The following is a 17766-nucleotide window of genomic DNA, read 5'->3' as shown; positions in this document are numbered from 1 at the left end:
ACGAACGTCATCGCGGGCGCGAGCAGCAGCCGCGCCGCCTCCACCCCGGCGAGCGCCGCGGTGGACGCGAACGCCGCGATCATGATGCGGGCCAGCAGCAGCGCCCCCGGCCGGACCCCGGCCTGCACCGACCGCCACCAGGCGAACCCCAGGATCTCCCGCAGGGCCGTCCCGCGCAGCGGCGCGCCCGCGTACTCCTCGGCGGGCAGCCGCAGCCTCGCGAGCACGATCGAGGCGACGCAGCCGACGCACATCGCGCCGAGCAGCAGCTCGACCGAGCCGTCCGCGCCCGCGCCGACCGCGATCCCCAGGGTCGCGAGCGTCACCACGAGGTAGGACGCGTCGTTCAGGGTGAGCCGCCAGAACTCCATCCGGGCGGTGAACACGCGCCGCCCGGTCTCGTTCAGCAGCCACAACGCCACGAGCAGGGCGAACAGCGCCGTCCCCGCCGCCCCGGCGAGGCCCATCGCCACCGACACGACCGCGCCGACGACCGCGCCCGCGGCGACCGTCCCGGCCACCGACCAGAGCAGAGCGCCCCGGACCTTCGGGTCGAACCGGTCGTAGACCGTGAGGGTGTCGCCGACGAAGCTGGTCTGCACCGAGGTGATCATGACCAGGACGGCGAAGAACAGCGCGTACGCGCCGTATCCGGAGGCCCCGAGCGTGCGTGCCGCGAGCGACTGCACGACCAGGCTGCCGCCCGCCGTGACGAACTGCACCGCCACCGCGCCGCCCGCCGACGACAGCAGCTTGGCGGCCTTGCCCGCGAATCTCCCGGGCATCAGTTTCCGTCGTCCGGGTCGGAGCCCGTGGAACTCTCGCCCTTGGCGTCCAGGGGCGAACCGGTGGACTTGCGGCCAGGGCCGCTCTTGCTCTGGGCCGAGGCCGGGACCTGCTCACCGGGCACCGGCTTGCCGAGGGCCGGCTTCCCAGGGGCCGGGGCCGCCTTCTCGCGGCGGACGGCGGCGAGCGTCTCGTCGTCCACGATCCGGAGGTCCTCTACCGTCCGGCCGGGGTCGGCCGCGCGGTCGGCGGTGCCGTCGCTCCAGAGGTCCACGGGGATGCGCGAGCCGGTGTCCTTGCCGCTCGGCGCGCCGTCGGGCGTACCGCCGGGCAGCGCGGCGGACTTCCGGTCGTCCTCGCCCGCCGGCCGCGGGGGTGTGGAGGCCAGCCCGGTCTCCAGGGCCTTCGCCGGGTCGCGGAACGATCCGTCCTCCCGGGAGGAGCCACGCGAGTGCGCCCCGCCGGAACGCGAACGTCCCCCGCTCCCCCGCCGTCCGCGCCCGGAGGCGACGGAACGGTCGTCCGCGCCGTCCGAGGCGGTCGTGGGCGTGACGGGCGCGGCGGGCGCGGAAGTGACGGGCGCGGCGGGCGCGGACGGGATGGGCGCGGCCGGGGTGGCGGGCGCGGTCTTGCCGCGGCGGCCGCCGTCGGCTCGCGCGGGTTCGGCGGTCGAGGCCCCTAGTTCAGGCGCGCGGCCGAACCCTGTCCCGGTTCCGAGGTCGGAGGCGTCCGCCCGGATCCCGGCGTCGGCGGCCCGCCCGTTCTCCGAGGTCCGCGCGGGCTGGGACGAGCGGGAGCCGGTCACGTCCGAAGACCGCGACCCGGCTCCCAGCGGGTCGACGCCCAGCGGGTCGGCGGGCCGGGCGGCGGAGTGCCGCCCGCCCGCGGCACCGGCCACGCGGGTGTCACCGGACGAGCCGGTGCCGCCCGGGTAGGCGCTCGTGCCGTTCGTGCCGTTCGTGCGGGGGCTCGGCGCGGACGGGTACGAGCCCGGGCTCTCGGCACGCGAGGCGGCGGCGTCGGAGCGGGGAGTGGAGCCGTTGACGTGGGAGGCCGCCGAAGGAGCGCCGAAGGAGGCGGTGCCGTCCACGCGCGGTGAGGGGCTCGTCCGGGGGCTGACGTCCGGCTGGACGCTGCTGCCGTTCACGGCCGGGGACGCCGGCGCGGACGGTGTGGCCGGCGCGGACGGGTTGCTGCGGCGGGAAGAGGTGTCCCCATGGCGCGGATATGTGTCGACGTGCCTGGGGGAGGTCTCACCGGACCGGGACGAGCCACCACGCCGCGAGGAGGGTTCGGCATGCCGGGACCCCGCGTCGCCATGGCGCGAGTCGGGGTAGATGACCGGGTTGGGGGACGTGTTGCCCGCCGGGAGGGCCGGACGGGAGGCCGGGCCGTACACCTCGTCGTCGGCCCAGACGCGCTCGATGCGGGGCCCGCCCGAGCCGGGACGGGAGCCGCGCGGGCCGCCGAGGCGGAGCCCGCCGGAGGTGGCCCGCAGGAAGGAGACGACGCAGGCGAGGATCGCGCCGGCGGCCAGGCCGATCACCGCGTTCTGCGGGAGCTGGTCCGGGGTGGACCCGCCGGGGTCGGCGTTGTCCACGAACTGGACGCCGCTGTTGGCGTTGGCGCGGGCGGACAGGACGCCGCTCTCCTGCGACTGGAGTTTCGCCAGTTGGGACGCCAGCACCCGCCCCTCGCGGGTGCTGGCGGGCGTGCTCTCCAGCGAACGCGTGATCTCGCGTTCGCTGTTCTGGATGTTCTTGAGCTGGGTGTCGAGCTTGGCGGTCGCGGTGGCGATCGTCTGCTCCTGGTAGGCCTGGACGACGGCGTTGGCGATCAGTGCGGCCTCGGGCATGTCGCCGCCCGAGGCGCTGACGATCACCACGCCGCTGTCGGGCTTGGTGGAGGTCTTGACCCGGCCGCGCAGGGCGGCGGCGGTCAGCGCGGGGCCCTTCTTGGACTTGATGATCTCGGCGGCGCGGCCCAGCACCGGGGCCGAGCCGGCGAACGCGGCGCGCTGGGCGGTGTAGGCGGCGTAGCCGGGCCCGGACACCACGCCCTGGCGCAGGACGTTGTTGTTGTTGGTCGGGTCGGTGACGGCGAAGCGGGCCGTCGCCGTCGCGCCGCCCAGCAGGAACGCGGTCGCCGCGACCGCGGCGAGCACGCAGGCCACCACGATGAGGGACGACATCAGCCGGTAGCGCCAGACGGCCTCGACGAGACTGATCTCGGAGGTGGCCGGGGGGGCGGGGGTCGGTGCGGTCATCGTGTCGCGTCTCATCCTCTGGGCGGTGGGCAGATCCTTGCGGACGGTGATCGGCTCGGGTGGGGGACGAGAAGGCAGGCTACGCGGTCGTCGCCGTCGCGTTCATCCCGGCTCGGGGGCCGGGCGCGGGCCGGCGGCCGTGCGGCTATGAGGTGAGCGCCGTGACGGCGTCGCGGAGTTCTCGGTGGTAGCGGGCGGTGCCGAAGCGGGCGGCGGCGTCCGCGCGGGCTCGTTTGGCCATGGTCAGGGCTGCGGTCCAGTCGTCCAGCAGGCGGATGAGGGCGTCGGCGAGGGCCTCGGGGTCGTCCGGCGGGACCCGGACTCCGGTCTCGCCGTCGGCGACGATCTCGGTGAGGCCCTGGGTGGCGGAGACCACCACCGGCCGTCCGGCCAGCATGGCCTCCACCGCGACGTTACCGAACGGCTCGACGCGCGAGGGCACTATCGCGACGTCGGATTCGGCGAAGGAGGCCCACACCGAGGACCGGAACCCGGCGAACTCGATCGCCGGACTGCCCGCCGCGAGCTCCCGCAACTCGGCCTCGAACCACTCGTAACCTGGGAAGACGTCGCCGACGAGGGTCAGGTGGACGGGCACGCCGCGGGCCTCCAGGAGCCGGACCGCCCGGACCGCCACATCTGTCCCCTTGCGCGGTGACAGCCGTCCTACCAGGACGATCCGCGCGGGGCCGGACAGTTCGGCGCGCGGCTCGGCGACGGGCTCGGCCGGCTCGTCCACCCCGTTGTAGATCACCTGCGCCCGCCGTCCGGCGGAGCCGAGGGCGGCGGCGCTGGCGCGGCTGTTGACGACCACCGACCGGGCGAGCCGCAGCGGCGCGGCCAGTGCGGCGCGCACCGGGCCGGGCACGCCGTCCTCGGCCTCGTGCACGTGGCACAGCGCCGGGACGCGGGCGAGCCGGGCCGCGACCAGCCACAACGGGATGGTCACGGTGTTGACGTAGAGGGCGGTGGCGCGTTCGCGGCGCAGCAGCCGCCAAGCCGCGGGCAGCGCTCGGGTCGCGTGGAACGCGAGCCGCACCATTCCCAGCGGAGTCATATAAGCCTTGCGCAGGACGGGTACAGGCAGCACCTCGACCCGCGCGCCCGCGTCGCGAAGCGCCTGCGAGAGCGGCCCTTCGGCGGGTAGCGTCACAAGGACGCTCCGGTCACGGGCGAGACCGCGGACGGATTCCACGAGCATCCGGTCCGAGCCGTAGAGATCCGGTGACGGATGCGCCAGCACCACCACAGGCCTGGTTTCCCGCTGGCCCACACTTCCCCTTCCGCCGCATCTTTCAGGCTTTGATAGAACAGACTCCTGTAACGCTCAGATTAACTCCGGTTTAACCCTGGACGCGCGAGGTCCGTCCGGTCCTCCCCGCCGGCCCGGGCAGCCGCAGGGACCGAATTCGAAGCATCGGAGGCTCCCCCGTGCGCATCGCCATGATCGGCACTCGAGGTGTTCCGGCACGTTACGGCGGCTTCGAGACCGCCATCGAGGAGATCGGCCGACGGCTCGCGGACGCCGGGCACGAGGTGACGGTCTACTGCCGGGGTGAGCGCCATCCGGACCGCACGTATCTGGGGATGCGGCTCGTCCACCTCCCGGCCGTCAAGAAGAAGGTCGCCGAGACCCTGAGCCACACGGCCCTGTCGGTCACGCACACGGCCGGCCGCCGGGTGACCGGGCGCGGGCCGGACGCGGCGCTGGTCTTCAACGCGGCGAACGCGCCGCTGCTGCCCGTCCTGCGCGCTCTGCGCGTCCCGGTCGCGACCCACGTGGACGGCCTGGAGTGGAAGCGCACCAAGTGGAGCGGCGCGGGCCGCCGGTACTACCTGGGCGTCGAGCGCCTGGCCGTGCGCTGGTCGGACGCGCTGATCGCGGATGCGGTCGGCATCCGCGACTACTACCGGGAGAAGTTCGGCGCGGAGTCGGTCTTCATCCCCTACGGCGCGACGATCCTGGACGGCGCCGACACCGGGAAGCTCGCCGAGGCGGGCTACCGGCCGGGTGGGTTCCACCTGGTCGTGGCCCGGTTCGAGCCGGAGAACCACGTGCACGTCGCGGTCGAGGGGTACCGGCGCAGCGCGGCCCGCAAGCCGCTGGTCGTGGTCGGGTCGGCCCCGTACGCCGACGAGTACACCGCGCGCGTGCGCGAGCTCGCCGGCGACGACCCGCGCATCACCTTCCTCGGCGGCGTCTGGGACCAGGACCTCCTGGACTCCCTCTACGCGGGCGCGCTCACCTACGTCCACGGGCACTCGGTGGGCGGCACGAACCCGTCGCTGCTGCGCGCGATGGGCGCGGGCGCGTCCGTCCTCGCCTACGACGTGAACTTCAACCGCGAGGTCCTCGGCGAGGACGCGGGCCGCTTCTTCGGCGACCCGGCCTCCCTGGCCCGCGAGATCGAGGCCGCCGAGGCCGACCCGGGCCACGCCGCCGACCGCGGCGAGGAGGCCCGCAAGCGCGCCGCCGAGCGCTACGTGTGGGACGACATCGCCCGCGACTACGAGCGGCTCTGCGAGGACCTCGCGGCCCGCCGCCTCACCCGCCGCACCGTCCGTCCCAAGAAGTGACGGCCGGACGATGACCACGACGGACGCCGCGGCCCCGCGGGGCGCGTTCGTGCGGGCGCCGGGCGCCGGGAACGTCCTCATCCCGGTGTCGTCGCGGCGTGCGGCGCTGGCCGGGGTCTCCCTGCTGACGAAGTCGAAGCCCGCCGCGGTGGCGGCGCAGTGGGCGCTGTACGGCGCTGTGGCGGTCGCCGGGCCGCGCCTGCTGCCCGGGACGCGCACGGCGTGGGACGCGCCCGGCGAGCCCGAGTTGTGGCGCGACGTCGCGGACGGCGTCGGCGGGTTCGACGGCGTCGCGGTGTACCAGCGCCCGCAGGCGTCCCGTGCCGGTGTCGCTGCCGTGCTGCTGCGCGCCGGACGTCCCGCCGGCTTCCTGAAGGTGCGTCCGGACGCGGGCGAGCTCGACCGCGAGGAGCGCGCGCTGCGCGCGTTCGCGAACGGCTGCTCGCCGGCCTTCCGCGTCCCCGTGGTGCTGGGGCGCGGCGAGGCGGCGGGCGGCCACTGGATGGTCATCGAGGCGATGCCGCCGCGTCCGGCGCGTCCGGTCCGGCGGCCCGACCTCGGTTCGGTCGTCGACGCCGTCCAGGAGGCCCTCAGCCCCGTCCTGCCGCGCGAGGAGCCGGGGGATGAGGCCGAGGGGGCGCCGGGTGGCGTTCCCGCGCACTGGCGGCCGATGCACGGGGACCTCACCGCGTGGAACCTGCGCGTCTGCGGCCGGGGGCTCCCGTGGCTGATCGACTGGGAGGACGCGGCGTGGGCCCCTCCGCACGCCGACCTGGTCTACTACCGCGCGACCGCGAGCGCCGCGCTCGGTGCTCCGCTGGGGACGCTGCCGCCGGACGTGTCCGAGGCGGCGGCCTTCTGGGCGGCGCGTGTCGCGCGACGCTCGGGCGGCGACCATGACGCGGCCCTGAACCAGCGCCTCCTGGACATCCTCCGCGCCCTCTGACCGGCGCAGGAAAGCCCGATACGACGAAGCCGCCGCCCCGACGGATCGGGGCGGCGGCTTTCGCACGAGCCGCGAGACGGCGCGTCAGCGACGCTTGACGGTGTTGGACGCCGCGGTGGTGTAGGAGTTCCCCAGCGCGTCCTTCACCCGGATCTTGTAGGTGTGCTTGCCCTTCGGGGCGGACGAGTCGGTGAAGCTCAGCGACGGCGTGTTCCAGAACGTGGACGTCCGGGTGAGCTTGCCGATCGGCTTGGTGCCCTTGTCACGCAGGATCTCGTAGGTGAGGTTCGCGTTGTCCATGTCCCACGTGGCCTTCCAGCGCACGGTGATCTTGCCGCGGTAGGAGGCCGAGGCGCGCGGCGCGGCCATCGAGCGCGGGCCCGACTTGTTCGGGGCCTTGGCCCGGAGCCCGAACCGGACCAGGCCCTGCTGTGCCTTGCCGTTCACGCTGGGGAACTCGCCGCCGAGCGCGACGATGTTCGCGTTCCCGGTGATCGCCCAGGCCGCCTGGTACTGCCCGGTGAACGTGCCGGACGCCAGCGTCGGGAACCAGTGCAGCAGACCTGGGACCGGCTGCCTGCGGTATTTGCTGTTCTCGCTCGGCTCGCCCTGGTCGCGGCCCATCGGCGCCGCCGTCTCGGCGAGGGTGCGGTGCCAGGTGGGCGGCGTGGTCTCCTTGAACGCGCCGAGCGACGTGCAGTCGTGCGCGTGCGAGACGCTGTAGACCGTCTTGCCGAGCGGCAGGATCGAATAGGTCGCGCCGTAGCAGTTGTCCAGCCAGACCAGGTCGCCGCCGTCGGCCTTGGCGGCGAACCGGCCGTCGTACCAGTGATGGCCCTCGCCGTCCGCCGCGCCGAACACCGTGTCGCCCTGCACCTGCAGGTCGGTCACGTAGGAGAACTCCTCGTCGTCCCGGGCGGGGACGGGGTTGCTGCGCCACGGCGCGAGGGCGCCGTTGGAGGCGCTGACCGCGCCGACGCCGACCCGGTCCCGGCCGTTCAGGGTCTGGAAGCGGCCGCCGACGAGAACGGTCTTGCCGCCCGGGCCGAGCGCGAGCGCGAACACCTCGTCGTCGTCCGCGGTCGGACGCCAGGTCTCGATGTTCGCGCCGTCCGTGGCCCGCACCGCGGCGAGCCGGGTGCGCGCCTTGCCGTTGACGTGGAAGAAGTTGCCGCCGAAGTAGACCGTGCCGCCCGTCGCGGCGATCGCCCGCACCTTGTTGGACACGACCGGCCGGAACGCGTCGACGAGCTTGCCGGTCTTGGTGTCGAACGCGGCGAGCCGGGTGTGCGGCTTGCCGTCCACGGTGGTGAACTCGCCGCCGACGTAGATGCGCTTACCGTCCGGCGACGCCACGACCCGCAGGCCCTGGCCGTTCAGCTTGTGGTTGAACGAGGTGACGAGGTTGCCGGTGCTGAGGCTGAACGCCAGGAGGTTCTGCCGGGAGACCTCCTTGGCGTTGCCCGGCTTGGTGCCCGGCGGCCGGGCCTTGCTGAAGTTGCCGGTCGCGTAGACCGTGTCGCCCACCGTCGCCATGCTCCAGACGACGCCGTTCACCTGCCAGGTCGGCAGCGCGTCGGCGCTCATCGTCGCGGGCGTCCCGGCGGGGGGCGCGGTGTCGGCGGTGGCGGTCCCGACCGGGACGAACGCCGCGCCGAGCAGCGCGACGCCTCCGGCGAGCGTGACGCCGGCGCGTCCGACCCGGTGGGTCCGGCGGGTCCGGCGGGTCCGGCGGGTGAACGTTTCTGGTCGCGTGTGAGCCCTCACGAATCGCTTCCCTTGTGCCCCGGAGACTTCGGTGGCCGCACGGGCCACCACGGTCGGGGGGAGATCGTAGTACCTGTCCGCATTCGGTTCGGGGCATCCCGGTGAAGACCCAGCAAAGAGGGCGAGCCCCCCGGAAGGGGACCCGCCCTCGGACGCCACGGGGCACCCGGGATCAGCCGCCGGCCGGTCCCGGGCACCGCTCAGGGAGCCAGACGGTCCGCGCGCAGATCGTCGATCGAGAGCCGCACGGGAACGGCCGTGTTCTTGGCAGTGTAGGCCCGCACGCCCACGCCGCCCGCGCGTTGCAGCGCGGCCGTCGTGTCGGTCGCCGACAGCTGCCACGCCGCCGGCTCGGACTGCCCGGCGATCCAGACCTTCGCGCGCAGCGTCGTCGGGGCCGTGCCCACGGCCTGGACGCGCAGGCGCAGCCGGGTCCACGCCTTGAACGTGATGCCCGCGACGACCTTCTCACTGCCGATCGCCGTCTCGGTCCCGGCCGCGTTGGTCCGGCTGAGCCGCAGGTAGACCTTGCCGGCCGCCATCCGGACGCGGGCCCGGTACTCGCCCGCGCCGCTGATCGTGCGGGGCGTGCCGTAGGCCGCGACGCCCGCGCCGGTCGGGTCGCGGTCGGCCGAGACCTGGAAGGCCAGGTCGTTGCTCGTGGACGAGACGCCCTTCAGCCCCGCGCCGCCGAGCGCGCCGACCTTGGGCATCTTGATCCAGCCGACGCCGCCGCTGGTGGAGAACGTGCCGCCGTAGACCGTCCAGGCGCCGCCCGGCGTCGTGGAGCCCCAGCCGGTCGCCACGGTCCGGGTGAACGCGTCGGTGACCAGGTTCTGCGGCTTGACCGCGACGGACGCGGTGTACTCGGTCGAGACGTCCTTGTCGTCGGTGACCTTCAGCTTGACCGTGTAGCTCCCGGCCGCCTGGTACAGGTGGACGGGCTTCACGCCGGTGCCGGTCGTCTTGTCGCCGAAGTCCCAGGCGTAGGACTTGATCGAGCCGTCGGAGTCGGCCGACTTCGCCGCGTCGAACGTGCAGGACAGCTGCGCGCAGGAGGGCGTGAACTCGGCGACCGGCGGCACGTTCGGCTTCTCCAGCCCGGAGCCGATCGCGAAGTGCCGGTGCAGGTCGGCGGCGCCGAGCGCGGACGGGTAGTACGCGACCTCGTCGATGTCGCCCTTGAAGTACGAGCTGCGCGGCTGCTGCGGCCAGCCGGAGAGGTTGTCGCCGCCGATCCGCCAGTAGCCGTCGTAGTTCTGCCCGAAGGTGGTGTCCGGGTCGGCGGCCTGCTGCTCGCCGTCCACGAACAGCTTGATGCCCGCGGTCGGGCTCAGCGTTCCGGCGACGTGGTGCCACTTGCCGTCGTTGAGACCGGACTTGCTGCGGATCGTCTTGGCCTGGCCGTCGTAGACGCCGAACATCACCGAGCCGTCATTGGCCATGTAGAGCTGCCGGTCGTAGGACGAGCTGGTCCCGGTCGCCTTGTCACCGAGCCCGACGATCTTCCCGCCGGAGTCGGTGGTGGTCTTGACCCACGCCTCCAGGGTCAGCTCGTCCGGGTTGGGCGTGAGGGCTCCCCCGGCCGTCCCGCCGGACGAGCCGTCGAAGGTGCCGGCGGTGTCGTCGTCCCCGGCGATCGCGCCCTGCGCGCTGCGGTCGACGCCGGAGCCGGCGGTCAGGTCGCCCCCGCCCGCGTAGTCCATGACCTTGCCGGACCCCTCGTCCAGCCGCCAGTAGCCCGCCGGGCCGTCCGCCGCGACGAGGTCGGCGTAGGAGCCGACCTTGCCGTCACCGGGCTTGGCCGCGTTGGACAGGGCGCTGCGCGTGGAGTTGCCGGACGGGTCCTTGACCTTGACGTAGTAGGTGTGGTCGACGCCGGGCGCGGCCGTCTTGTCGACGAACGCGACGGTCGGGCGCTTCCAGAACGTGGACGTCCGGGTGACCGAGCCGGCGAGCTTGTCGCCGTCCCGGTACACCTCGTAGGTGAGGGCCGGGTCGTCCATGTCCCAGGTGGTCTGCCAGCTGATCCGGACCCGGCCGCCGGGCAGCGGCGTCGCGGTCGGCGCGGCCGGGTTGGCGAACCCTTCGGGCCGGGGGGCGACCTTGTTGGGGGCCTTGGCCCGGCTGGCGAACCGGACGAGGCCCTGCTGCGCCTTGCCGTTCACGCTCGGGAACTCACCGCCGAGCGCGATGTAGTCGTCGTTGCCGGTGACGGCCCACGCGGCCTGGTCCTGCTTGGTGAACGAGCCGGGGGCCAGCGTCGGGAACCAGTGCATCAGGCTCGGGACGGGCTGCCGCTTGTAGTTGCTGTTGCTGCCGGGGTCGGAGTGGTCGACGCCGGTCGGCTCGGCGGTCTCGGCGAGCGCCCGGTGCCAGGTGACCGGGTTGGTCTCGCGGAAGTCGCCCGTCGAGCTGCAGTCGTGCGCGTGCGAGACGCTGTAGATCGTCTTGCCGCGCGGCAGCATGGAGTACGTCGCGCCGTAGCAGTTGTCCAGCCAGACGAGCTTGCCGTCGTCGGCCTTCGCCGCGAACCTGCCGTCATACCAGTGGTGGCCCTCGCCGTCGGCCGCGCCGAACACCGTGTCGCCCTGGACCTGGAGGTCGGTGACGTAGGAGAAGTACGAGCCCTGCTTGGCCGGGATGGGCCGCGCCTCGAACGGCAGCGTCGCGCCGCTCGCCGGGTCGATCTGGCCGATGCCGACGTGCGGCTCGCCGTTCAGCGTCTGGAACCGTCCGCCGACCAGGACGCCGCCCTTCGGCGCGATGGCGAGCGCGAACACCTCGTCGTCGTCCGCCTTCGGCGTCCACGCCACGTTCGAGCCGTCGGCGGCCTTGACCGCCGCGAGCCGGGTGCGGCCCTGGCCGTTCACGTTGAAGAAGTTGCCGCCGAAGTAGACGGTCGAGTCGGTCGCGGCGATGCCGCGCACGACGCTGGACACGTCCGGCTTGAAGGCGTCCACGAGCGCGCCGGTACCGGTGTCGAAGGCCGCCAGGCGGTTGTGCGCCTTGCCGTCCACGGAGGTGAACTCGCCGCCGACGTAGACCCGCTTGCCGTCCGGCGACGCCACCACGCGCAGGCCCTGGCCGTTCAGCGTGTGGTCGAAGGACTTCACCAGGTCGCCGGTGCTCAGGCTGAAGGCCAGCAGGTTCGCGCGGGCGACCTCCTGCGTGCCGGGGTCCGCGCCCGGCGGGCGGGCGGTGGTGAACCTGCCGGTCGCGTAGACGGTGTCGCCGACGGTCGCCATGCTCCAGACGACGCCGTTCACCTGCCAGGTCGGAAGCGGGTCCGCGCTGACGGTGGGCGGGGTGGCGGCCGAGTCGGCGGCGGTGCTCGCCACGGTGGCGGAATGGTGCGGATCGGCGAGGACGAACGCACTCGCGGCGGCGGTCGCCAGGGCGACGCCGCCGGCGAGCGCGGCGCTGCGCCGCGACAGGCGGGGGGTCGCTCGCCGGGACGGGCGCGCGGGAAGTCGTCGTTTCAGACGGACATTCACAAGCTGGGATCCTCCGCAAGAAGGGAGCGGGGCGTGACAACAGCCCCAGAAGTAACCGTTAGGTTAACGACAACCGGGGGGAAGGCCGCCGACATCGGTGGCAATGCGCCTTAATCGTGACCGGCGACACCACCCGTCCGCCTAGACTCGTACGACCTCTCCGGCCATGGCACGCGGTCATGGCACGCCCCCGAACTGCGAGGAGTCCTCAATGGCCGTCCCGCGTGCGCTCCGCGCGGCCCCGGTCGCGGCGCTGGCCGTGGCGCTGGCGCTGACCGGCTGCTCATCGGAGAAGAAGAAGGACGCCAAGGCCGGCCCGCCGCCCCCGCCGCCCACCGAGCAGCCCGAGGCGCAGAGCAACGCCGCGCCGGGCGCCAAGCCCGTGGCGATCTCCGGCGGGCTGAAGAAGCCGGTCACCTACAGCGACAAGATCACGGTCGCGGTCAGCGGTGTCCGGTACGTGAAGAACGGCAAGAAGGGGCCGGGCGAGGTCACCGGCCGCACCCTCACCATCTTCACGCTGAAGTTCAGCAACGGGTCCGGCAAACCGCTCGACCTGAACGGCGTGCGGGTCGTCGCGAAGTACGGGCCGAGCAAGCGGACCGCGAGCCCGACGTCCTACGCGAACCTGAACGACTTCTATGGGACGGTCTCACCGGGAGGGAGCAAAACCGCCTCCTATGCGTTCGACCTGCCGAGTCAGGGGTACAAGTCCGTCATGCTCGGCGTCTCGTTCGACGGCAAGCACAAGACCGCCCTCTTCACCGGCGCGATCCACCCCTAGGCCATGGGCATCAGCCGTACGGCCCGGGTGGGGATGGCCGCCGCGCTCGCCGTACCGGTCGTCGCGGCGGGCGTCCTCGGATGGCGCGAGGCGTCCAAGGAGGAACTCGTCGGCGACCCGCGGCCCATCAACACCGGGCCCGCCGCCCAGGCCGAGGCCGGCGCGGGCTCCCTGCCGGTCGGGCGCACCTCCTACAAGGTCCCGCACGGCGCCCTGATCGTGGCGCCGAACGGCAGCGACCAGGCCGCCGGCTCGCCGTCCAGACCGCTGCGCACCCTCGCCGCCGCGATCGGCCGCGCGCGCGACGGCGGCACGATCGTGCTGCGGCGCGGCGTCTACCACGAGTCGGTGACCGTGCCCGAGGGACGGCGGCTCACCATCCAGGCGCACCCCGGCGAGGCGGTGTGGCTGGACGGCAGCTCGCGCGTCACCGCGTGGAAGCGGTCCGGAGCGGTGTGGGCGGCGGGCGGCTGGAACCACCACTTCGACTCCAGCCCCAGCTACACCAAGGGCGAGGGGGACGGCTCCCACCCCGCCTTCCGCTTCCTCGACCCGACCTATCCGATGGCCTCCCACCCCGAGCAGATGTGGGTGAACGGCGTGGCGCAGCAGCAGGTCGCGTCCGCCGCCGAGGTCAAGCCCGGCACGTTCTACGTGGACGAGGCGCGCAGGCGGCTGCTGCTCGGGTCCGACCCGTCCGGGCGCGAGGTGCGGGCCAGCACGCTCCAGGAGGCGATCACGCTCAAGAGCGGCGGCTCGGTGCTGCGCGGCATCGGCGTGCGGCGGTACGCCACGTCCATCCCGCAGCTCGGTTCGGTGAAGGTGCTCGGCCCCGACATCACGGTCGAGAACCTCACGGTCACCGACTCGGCGTCCACCGGCCTGTCGGTGGACGCCCCGCACGCCCGGCTGCGCCGCGTCACCGCGCTGCGTTCCGGGATGCTCGGCATGCACGCCAACTACGCCGACGACCTGCGGATGGAGAACGTCCTCGCGCGCGGCAACAACACCGAGCACTTCCGCTCCGCGCCGGTCGCCGGCGGCATCAAGATCACCCGGCTGCGGAAGGTCGCGGTGGTCGGCGGCGTGGTCTCCGACAACCGGGGCAAGGGCCTGTGGTTCGACGAGTCCGTGCAGAACATCACGGTCACCGGGCTGCGCGTCGTCCGCAACACCGACCACGGCCTGGTGCTGGAGCTGTGCGCCCAGGCCGTGATCGCCGACAACGTCGTGGGCGACAACGGCGCCGACGGACTGAAGATCAACGACACGTCCGCCGTCCGGATCTGGAACAACACCCTGACCCGCAACCGGAGCAACCTGCACGTCATCCAGGACCACCGCGCCGACGACCCGAGCGCCCCGTCCCACGCCACCGGCCACGACCCCCGGCGTCCGCCGGACAAGGCGATGACGTGGCGGATCGGCCAGATCACCGTCGCCGACAACCGCATCGCCCTCGGCCGTCCCGGTTCGAACTGCCTGCTCTGCGTCGAGGACACCACCCACCTGCGCGCGGCGTCCCAGATCGGCCTCAACGTCAACGGCAACGCCTACACGCGCACCCGGTCCGGGGAGCCGCGCGTCCTGGTGGTCTGGCCCACCGACCGGGGCGACCCGAAGAGCTACGAGGACAGGAACGCCTTCCGGGACGCCACCGGCCAGGAGAAGAGCAAGGACGCCCTGCCCCTCCCGGCCGACATCGCCAAACTCGTCCGCAAGCCCGCCGGCACCAAGCACCAGGGCGCCTGGCGTTCCTAGCGGCGGCTCAGGGCTTCGTCCAGGGGAGTTCGCGGCCCAGTAGCTTCTCCAGGTCGGCGTTGAAGGGCGCGTAGTGCTCCGCCAGCGCGCGGCGGGTGGCGTCCTTCAGTTCGGCGCTCGGCGCGGGGTTCCAGACCTTGGACGCGGCCTTGGGCAGCGGCGCGGCGGGCAGCCCCAGGAAGGCCGCGACCCCGTCGATGGCGCGCTGCTGGTCGGCGTAGAACTCCTCGGCCACCAGGACGTGGACGCGCTCGGGCGGGAAGTGCAGCAGCCAGCGGCGCAGGTGCGGGGCGTACTCGCTCTGCGCCCGGTACGACTGCTGCTCGTGGGCGTAGCTGCGGTACCCGGGGACGGTGCGGATCTTCTCCTCCTCGCCCGCCAGGCGGTCGGCCTCGGCGGCGAGGGCGTCCTCGAAGGTCTCCAGCTCCTCGGCGTGCTGGCGGCGGCGCTCGCGGTAGTGCGAGAAGGCCCGCTCGACCGGGTCCCGCAGGACGAGCAGGATCCTCGTGTCCGGGACGTCGGCCCCGGCGCGCTCGGCGGCGAGCGGGTGGAACAGGTAGTAGGGCGAGCCCTCCCCGACCACGACCGGGCCGCCCGCCCGCTTGGCCGCGGCGCGCCGCGCGGCGACCGACGGGAAGTGCGACCGGTACCACGCCTCGCCCTCGTCATAGTGCGAGTCGAAGTAGTGGACGCCCTTGGTGTCGTTCTGCTTGGGCAGCAGCCGCGCGCTCGGGAACAGCGGCATGATCCGCGGATGCTCCAGCAGGCCGTAGTACAGCGACGTCGAACCACCCCGTTTCGCCCCGATCAGCAGGAAGTCGGGACCGGGCCGGAGCGCGGCGGTCGTCATTCCGTAGCGGCGGATCAGGGTGCGGCCGGCGCCGATGACGGGTTCGGGGAGGAGGTCGCGATTCACGCTCTCAGCGTAGTTGCGCGCGCGACCCGGCCTATCCTGTGGGAGCGATGCCTTCCCTTTTCCCCCGTCCGGCCGTGCGCCGCCCCGCCGTGGTCCTCGAACCGGGCCACCGCTGGGCCGTGCTGCTGCCGATGGCGCTGATGCTGGCCAGCGACTACAAGCTGCGCAGCCGTCCGGTGGACGAGACGGTCGGCGGCAGCCCGGACCTGACCGTCCTCGTGGAGATCGCCGTCTACGGTCTCGCCGCGCTCTACCTGTACTTCCGGTTCGGCCTGCGGCCGCCGGTGCGGCGGACGACCGGGCTGCTGTTCGCCGCCTGGGCGTTCACCGGGTACGTGGCGATGTCGGCGCTGTGGTCGCCGTTCATGTCGCTCGGCGCGGTCCGCGGCGTCCAGCTGATGATCACGATGGCGCTGGTGCAGGTGCTGGCGACCCGGGCCACGATCGCCGACCTGCACCGGCTGGCGCACGCGTTCGTGATCGTCGTGCTCGGGTCGGTCGCGATCGGCGTGGCGCACCCGTTCCCCCGGACGCCGCAGACCCTCACCCGGTTCAACTGGCTGTACGTGCACCCGGTGATCGCCGGCGTGTACCTGGGCATCGCGGTGCTGCTGGTGTTCGGGCTGCTGATCCGGGGCCGCCGGGACGGGGAGCGGGCGCGCGGCTGGCCGCCGCTCGTGTACGCGGGCGTCCTGCTGGTGCTGCTGGGCGCGCTGGTCGCGACCGGCACGCGCGGGGCGGCGGCGGGCGCGGCGGCCGGGCTGGTGGTGCTGATGGCGACCGCGCGCGGCCCGCGCGGCCGGATCGACCTGGTGGTGCTGGGCGGGGCCGTCGGCGCGGTCGGGGTGCTCGCCTTCTCCGACAAGATCATGAACTTCGTGGCGCGCGGCGAGTCGGCCGACAAGCTCGCGTCGCTGAACTCGCGCACCGACCTGTGGACGCTCGCCATGCGCGCCTACCGGGAGAAGCCGATCTTCGGCCACGGCCTGGGCGCCTCCCGCGGGCTGTTCCTCCAGGACATCGGGCTCGGCGGCGGCCACAACGCGTTCGTCAACGCGCTCGTCGACAACGGGACGGTCGGCACGGCGCTGTTCGTGGCGCTGCTGCTGACGCTCGGCACCGTGCTGGTCTCGCTCGTCCGGCGGCGCGAGCTGCGCGGCGACGCGGGCACGCTGCTCGGCATCCTGGCGTTCTTCCTGGTGGACGGGATCACCACCGAGGGCCTGGCGATGCCCGCGAACGTCTCGGGCATCTGGCTGCTGCTCCTGGTCGCGGGCACGGAGTCGCTGCGCCGCGGCCGCCACCGGCGGACGGGCCCGGACGGCGCGGCGGTCCCGCACGGCGGGTGGACGACGGTCTCAGTCGCGGACGCGCCCTCGGCCCCGCAGATAGAAGCCCGCTCCCACCAGCCCTAGCAGCCCGAGCCCGGCGAGCGACCCGGTGCCGAGCACGCCGCCCGGCAGGCTCTCCTTGGGGGCGTGGTAGTCCCCGGACGTCCCGCCGGAGTCGACCGCGTCCTTGCCCGGGACGGGGCTGGAGCGCCCGGTCAGCGGGCGGGCCGCCTCGGCGAGCGGCAGCGCGAGCACCCGCGGGCGGGCGCCGCTCTCGGCGATCAGCACCCGCCGTCCGTCCGGGGCGACGGCGACCGCGTCGCCCTTCGCGCCGGTGCGCAGCACCTGGACGACCTTGTCGCGGATCCCGGCGAGCACCCGGACGTCGCCCGAGCCGCGCAGCACGACGCGTCCGTCGGGGGCGAACGCCCCGCCGCGCACCCCGAACGGCAGCCGCCGCACCCGGGTCAGGCGGTTCCCCACCCGCGAGCCGAGCGCGGCGGGCAGCGCGTACACCGACGCGGCCCCGGCGGCCCGCGTGACGACGTAGAGCCGCTGCTCGGCCGGGTCGCCGAGGATCGTGCCCGCCTCGTGCGCGCCGTCCGGATAGCTCACCTGGTACTTCCTGGCGGCGAGCGCGGCGTCGGCGAGTTTGGCCGGTTCCGGCACCCGGTAGAGGGTGAGCGTGTCGTGCCGGGGACCCCCGGCCTTCAGGTCGGCGAGGTAGAGCGTTCCCGCGCCGCCGTCGCCCTTGACCACGGCGAGCGTGTCCCAGCCGCGCGCGGCCGGGACGGTGAACGACGCCTTGGTCCTCCCGTCGTCGCCGAGGGCGAAGAGGCGTCCGCGGCGGGCGTCCAGCGTCCACCAGACGTCCGGGTGGGCGATGCCGCGCGCGAGCGCGCCGGGGCCGGAGAGGCGCGCGTCCGAGGTCCGGAACGCCACCGCGGCCTGCGGCGACGAGGTCGGGACCGGGTTCGGCGCGGCGGCCGCCGGGGCCTCGAACCCCGCGATCAGCCCCGCGACCGAGACCGCCGCGGGGACCGTGCCGGGACGTCCGGCGGGCAGCGGGTTGGGGGGCTGGTAGAAGGCGTCGTTCTGGGGCGGGACCGTGTCCGCCCGCGCGGTCCCTGCGGGG

Annotated in this window: 12 protein-coding genes; 5 read left to right on the top strand and 7 right to left on the bottom strand. The window is 73.7% G+C overall.

The features are described from left to right. The 3 genes from AB0J52_RS06625 to AB0J52_RS06615 form a co-directional block, all read right to left on the bottom strand. The coding region (locus AB0J52_RS06625) for a hypothetical protein (RefSeq protein ID WP_500180568.1) at positions 1-785 on the bottom strand (785 nt) is incomplete at its 3' end. Beyond that, entirely contained in the window at positions 785-3052 is a 2268-nt protein-coding gene (locus AB0J52_RS06620) for a hypothetical protein (protein ID WP_500180567.1), read from the bottom strand. The genes AB0J52_RS06625 and AB0J52_RS06620, both read right to left, overlap by 1 nt. A 145-nt stretch (positions 3053-3197) precedes the next feature. Further along, a complete protein-coding gene (locus tag AB0J52_RS06615; protein ID WP_500180566.1) occupies positions 3198-4253 on the bottom strand; it encodes a glycosyltransferase family 4 protein in 1056 nt (351 codons plus the stop codon). Between the two features lie 230 nt (positions 4254-4483). Between AB0J52_RS06615 and AB0J52_RS06610 the strand changes: the two genes are divergently transcribed. Both AB0J52_RS06610 and AB0J52_RS06605 read left to right on the top strand, forming a co-directional pair. Next, positions 4484-5629: a DUF1972 domain-containing protein gene (locus AB0J52_RS06610; protein WP_500180565.1), complete on the top strand. Its 1146-nt coding sequence runs from the start codon at positions 4484-4486 to the stop codon at positions 5627-5629. Between the two features lie 10 nt (positions 5630-5639). Next, the gene (locus tag AB0J52_RS06605; RefSeq protein WP_500180564.1) at positions 5640-6575 is read left to right on the top strand and encodes a phosphotransferase; all 936 of its coding nucleotides are present in this window, start codon (positions 5640-5642) and stop codon (positions 6573-6575) included. Positions 6576-6659: 84 nt separating this feature from the next. Here AB0J52_RS06605 and AB0J52_RS06600 read toward each other — a convergent pair whose 3' ends face one another. After that, on the bottom strand, positions 6660-8342 hold the full coding sequence (locus tag AB0J52_RS06600) for a PQQ-binding-like beta-propeller repeat protein (protein ID WP_500180563.1): 1683 nt from the start codon (positions 8340-8342) through the stop codon (positions 6660-6662). 200 nt (positions 8343-8542) lie between these two features. Further along, positions 8543-11839 carry a LamG-like jellyroll fold domain-containing protein gene (locus AB0J52_RS06595; protein WP_500180562.1) on the bottom strand — a complete coding sequence of 1099 codons (3297 nt, stop codon included), beginning with the start codon at positions 11837-11839 and terminating at the stop codon, positions 8543-8545. 211 nt (positions 11840-12050) lie between these two features. Here AB0J52_RS06595 and AB0J52_RS06590 point away from each other — a divergent pair, with 211 nt between their 5' ends. Both AB0J52_RS06590 and AB0J52_RS06585 read left to right on the top strand, forming a co-directional pair. Continuing rightward, positions 12051-12623, top strand: coding sequence for a hypothetical protein (locus AB0J52_RS06590; protein WP_500180561.1), 573 nt, complete (start codon positions 12051-12053; stop codon positions 12621-12623). A gap of 3 nt (positions 12624-12626) precedes the next feature. Then, the gene (locus tag AB0J52_RS06585) at positions 12627-14384 is read left to right on the top strand and encodes a right-handed parallel beta-helix repeat-containing protein (RefSeq protein ID WP_500180560.1); all 1758 of its coding nucleotides are present in this window, start codon (positions 12627-12629) and stop codon (positions 14382-14384) included. Positions 14385-14391: 7 nt separating this feature from the next. On the opposite strand, the gene AB0J52_RS06580 is transcribed toward AB0J52_RS06585, so the two are convergent. Then, complete coding sequence (locus AB0J52_RS06580) at positions 14392-15300, bottom strand: sulfotransferase (RefSeq protein ID WP_500180559.1); 909 nt, start codon at positions 15298-15300, stop codon at positions 14392-14394. Between the two features lie 47 nt (positions 15301-15347). Here AB0J52_RS06580 and AB0J52_RS06575 point away from each other — a divergent pair, with 47 nt between their 5' ends. After that, on the top strand, positions 15348-16715 hold the full coding sequence (locus AB0J52_RS06575) for an O-antigen ligase family protein (RefSeq protein ID WP_500180558.1): 1368 nt from the start codon (positions 15348-15350) through the stop codon (positions 16713-16715). On the opposite strand, the gene AB0J52_RS06570 is transcribed toward AB0J52_RS06575, so the two are convergent. Beyond that, on the bottom strand, positions 16659-17766 hold a 1108-nt coding region (locus AB0J52_RS06570; RefSeq protein WP_500180557.1), incomplete at its 5' end, for a YncE family protein. The two genes, AB0J52_RS06575 and AB0J52_RS06570, sit on opposite strands and share 57 nt — an antisense overlap.

The organism is Spirillospora sp. NPDC049652 (assembly GCF_040675125.1).
Lineage (GTDB): Bacteria > Actinomycetota > Actinomycetes > Streptosporangiales > Streptosporangiaceae > Spirillospora.
Note: the sequence above shows the minus strand (reverse complement) of the source record. Positions and strands in the feature narration are given on the sequence as shown.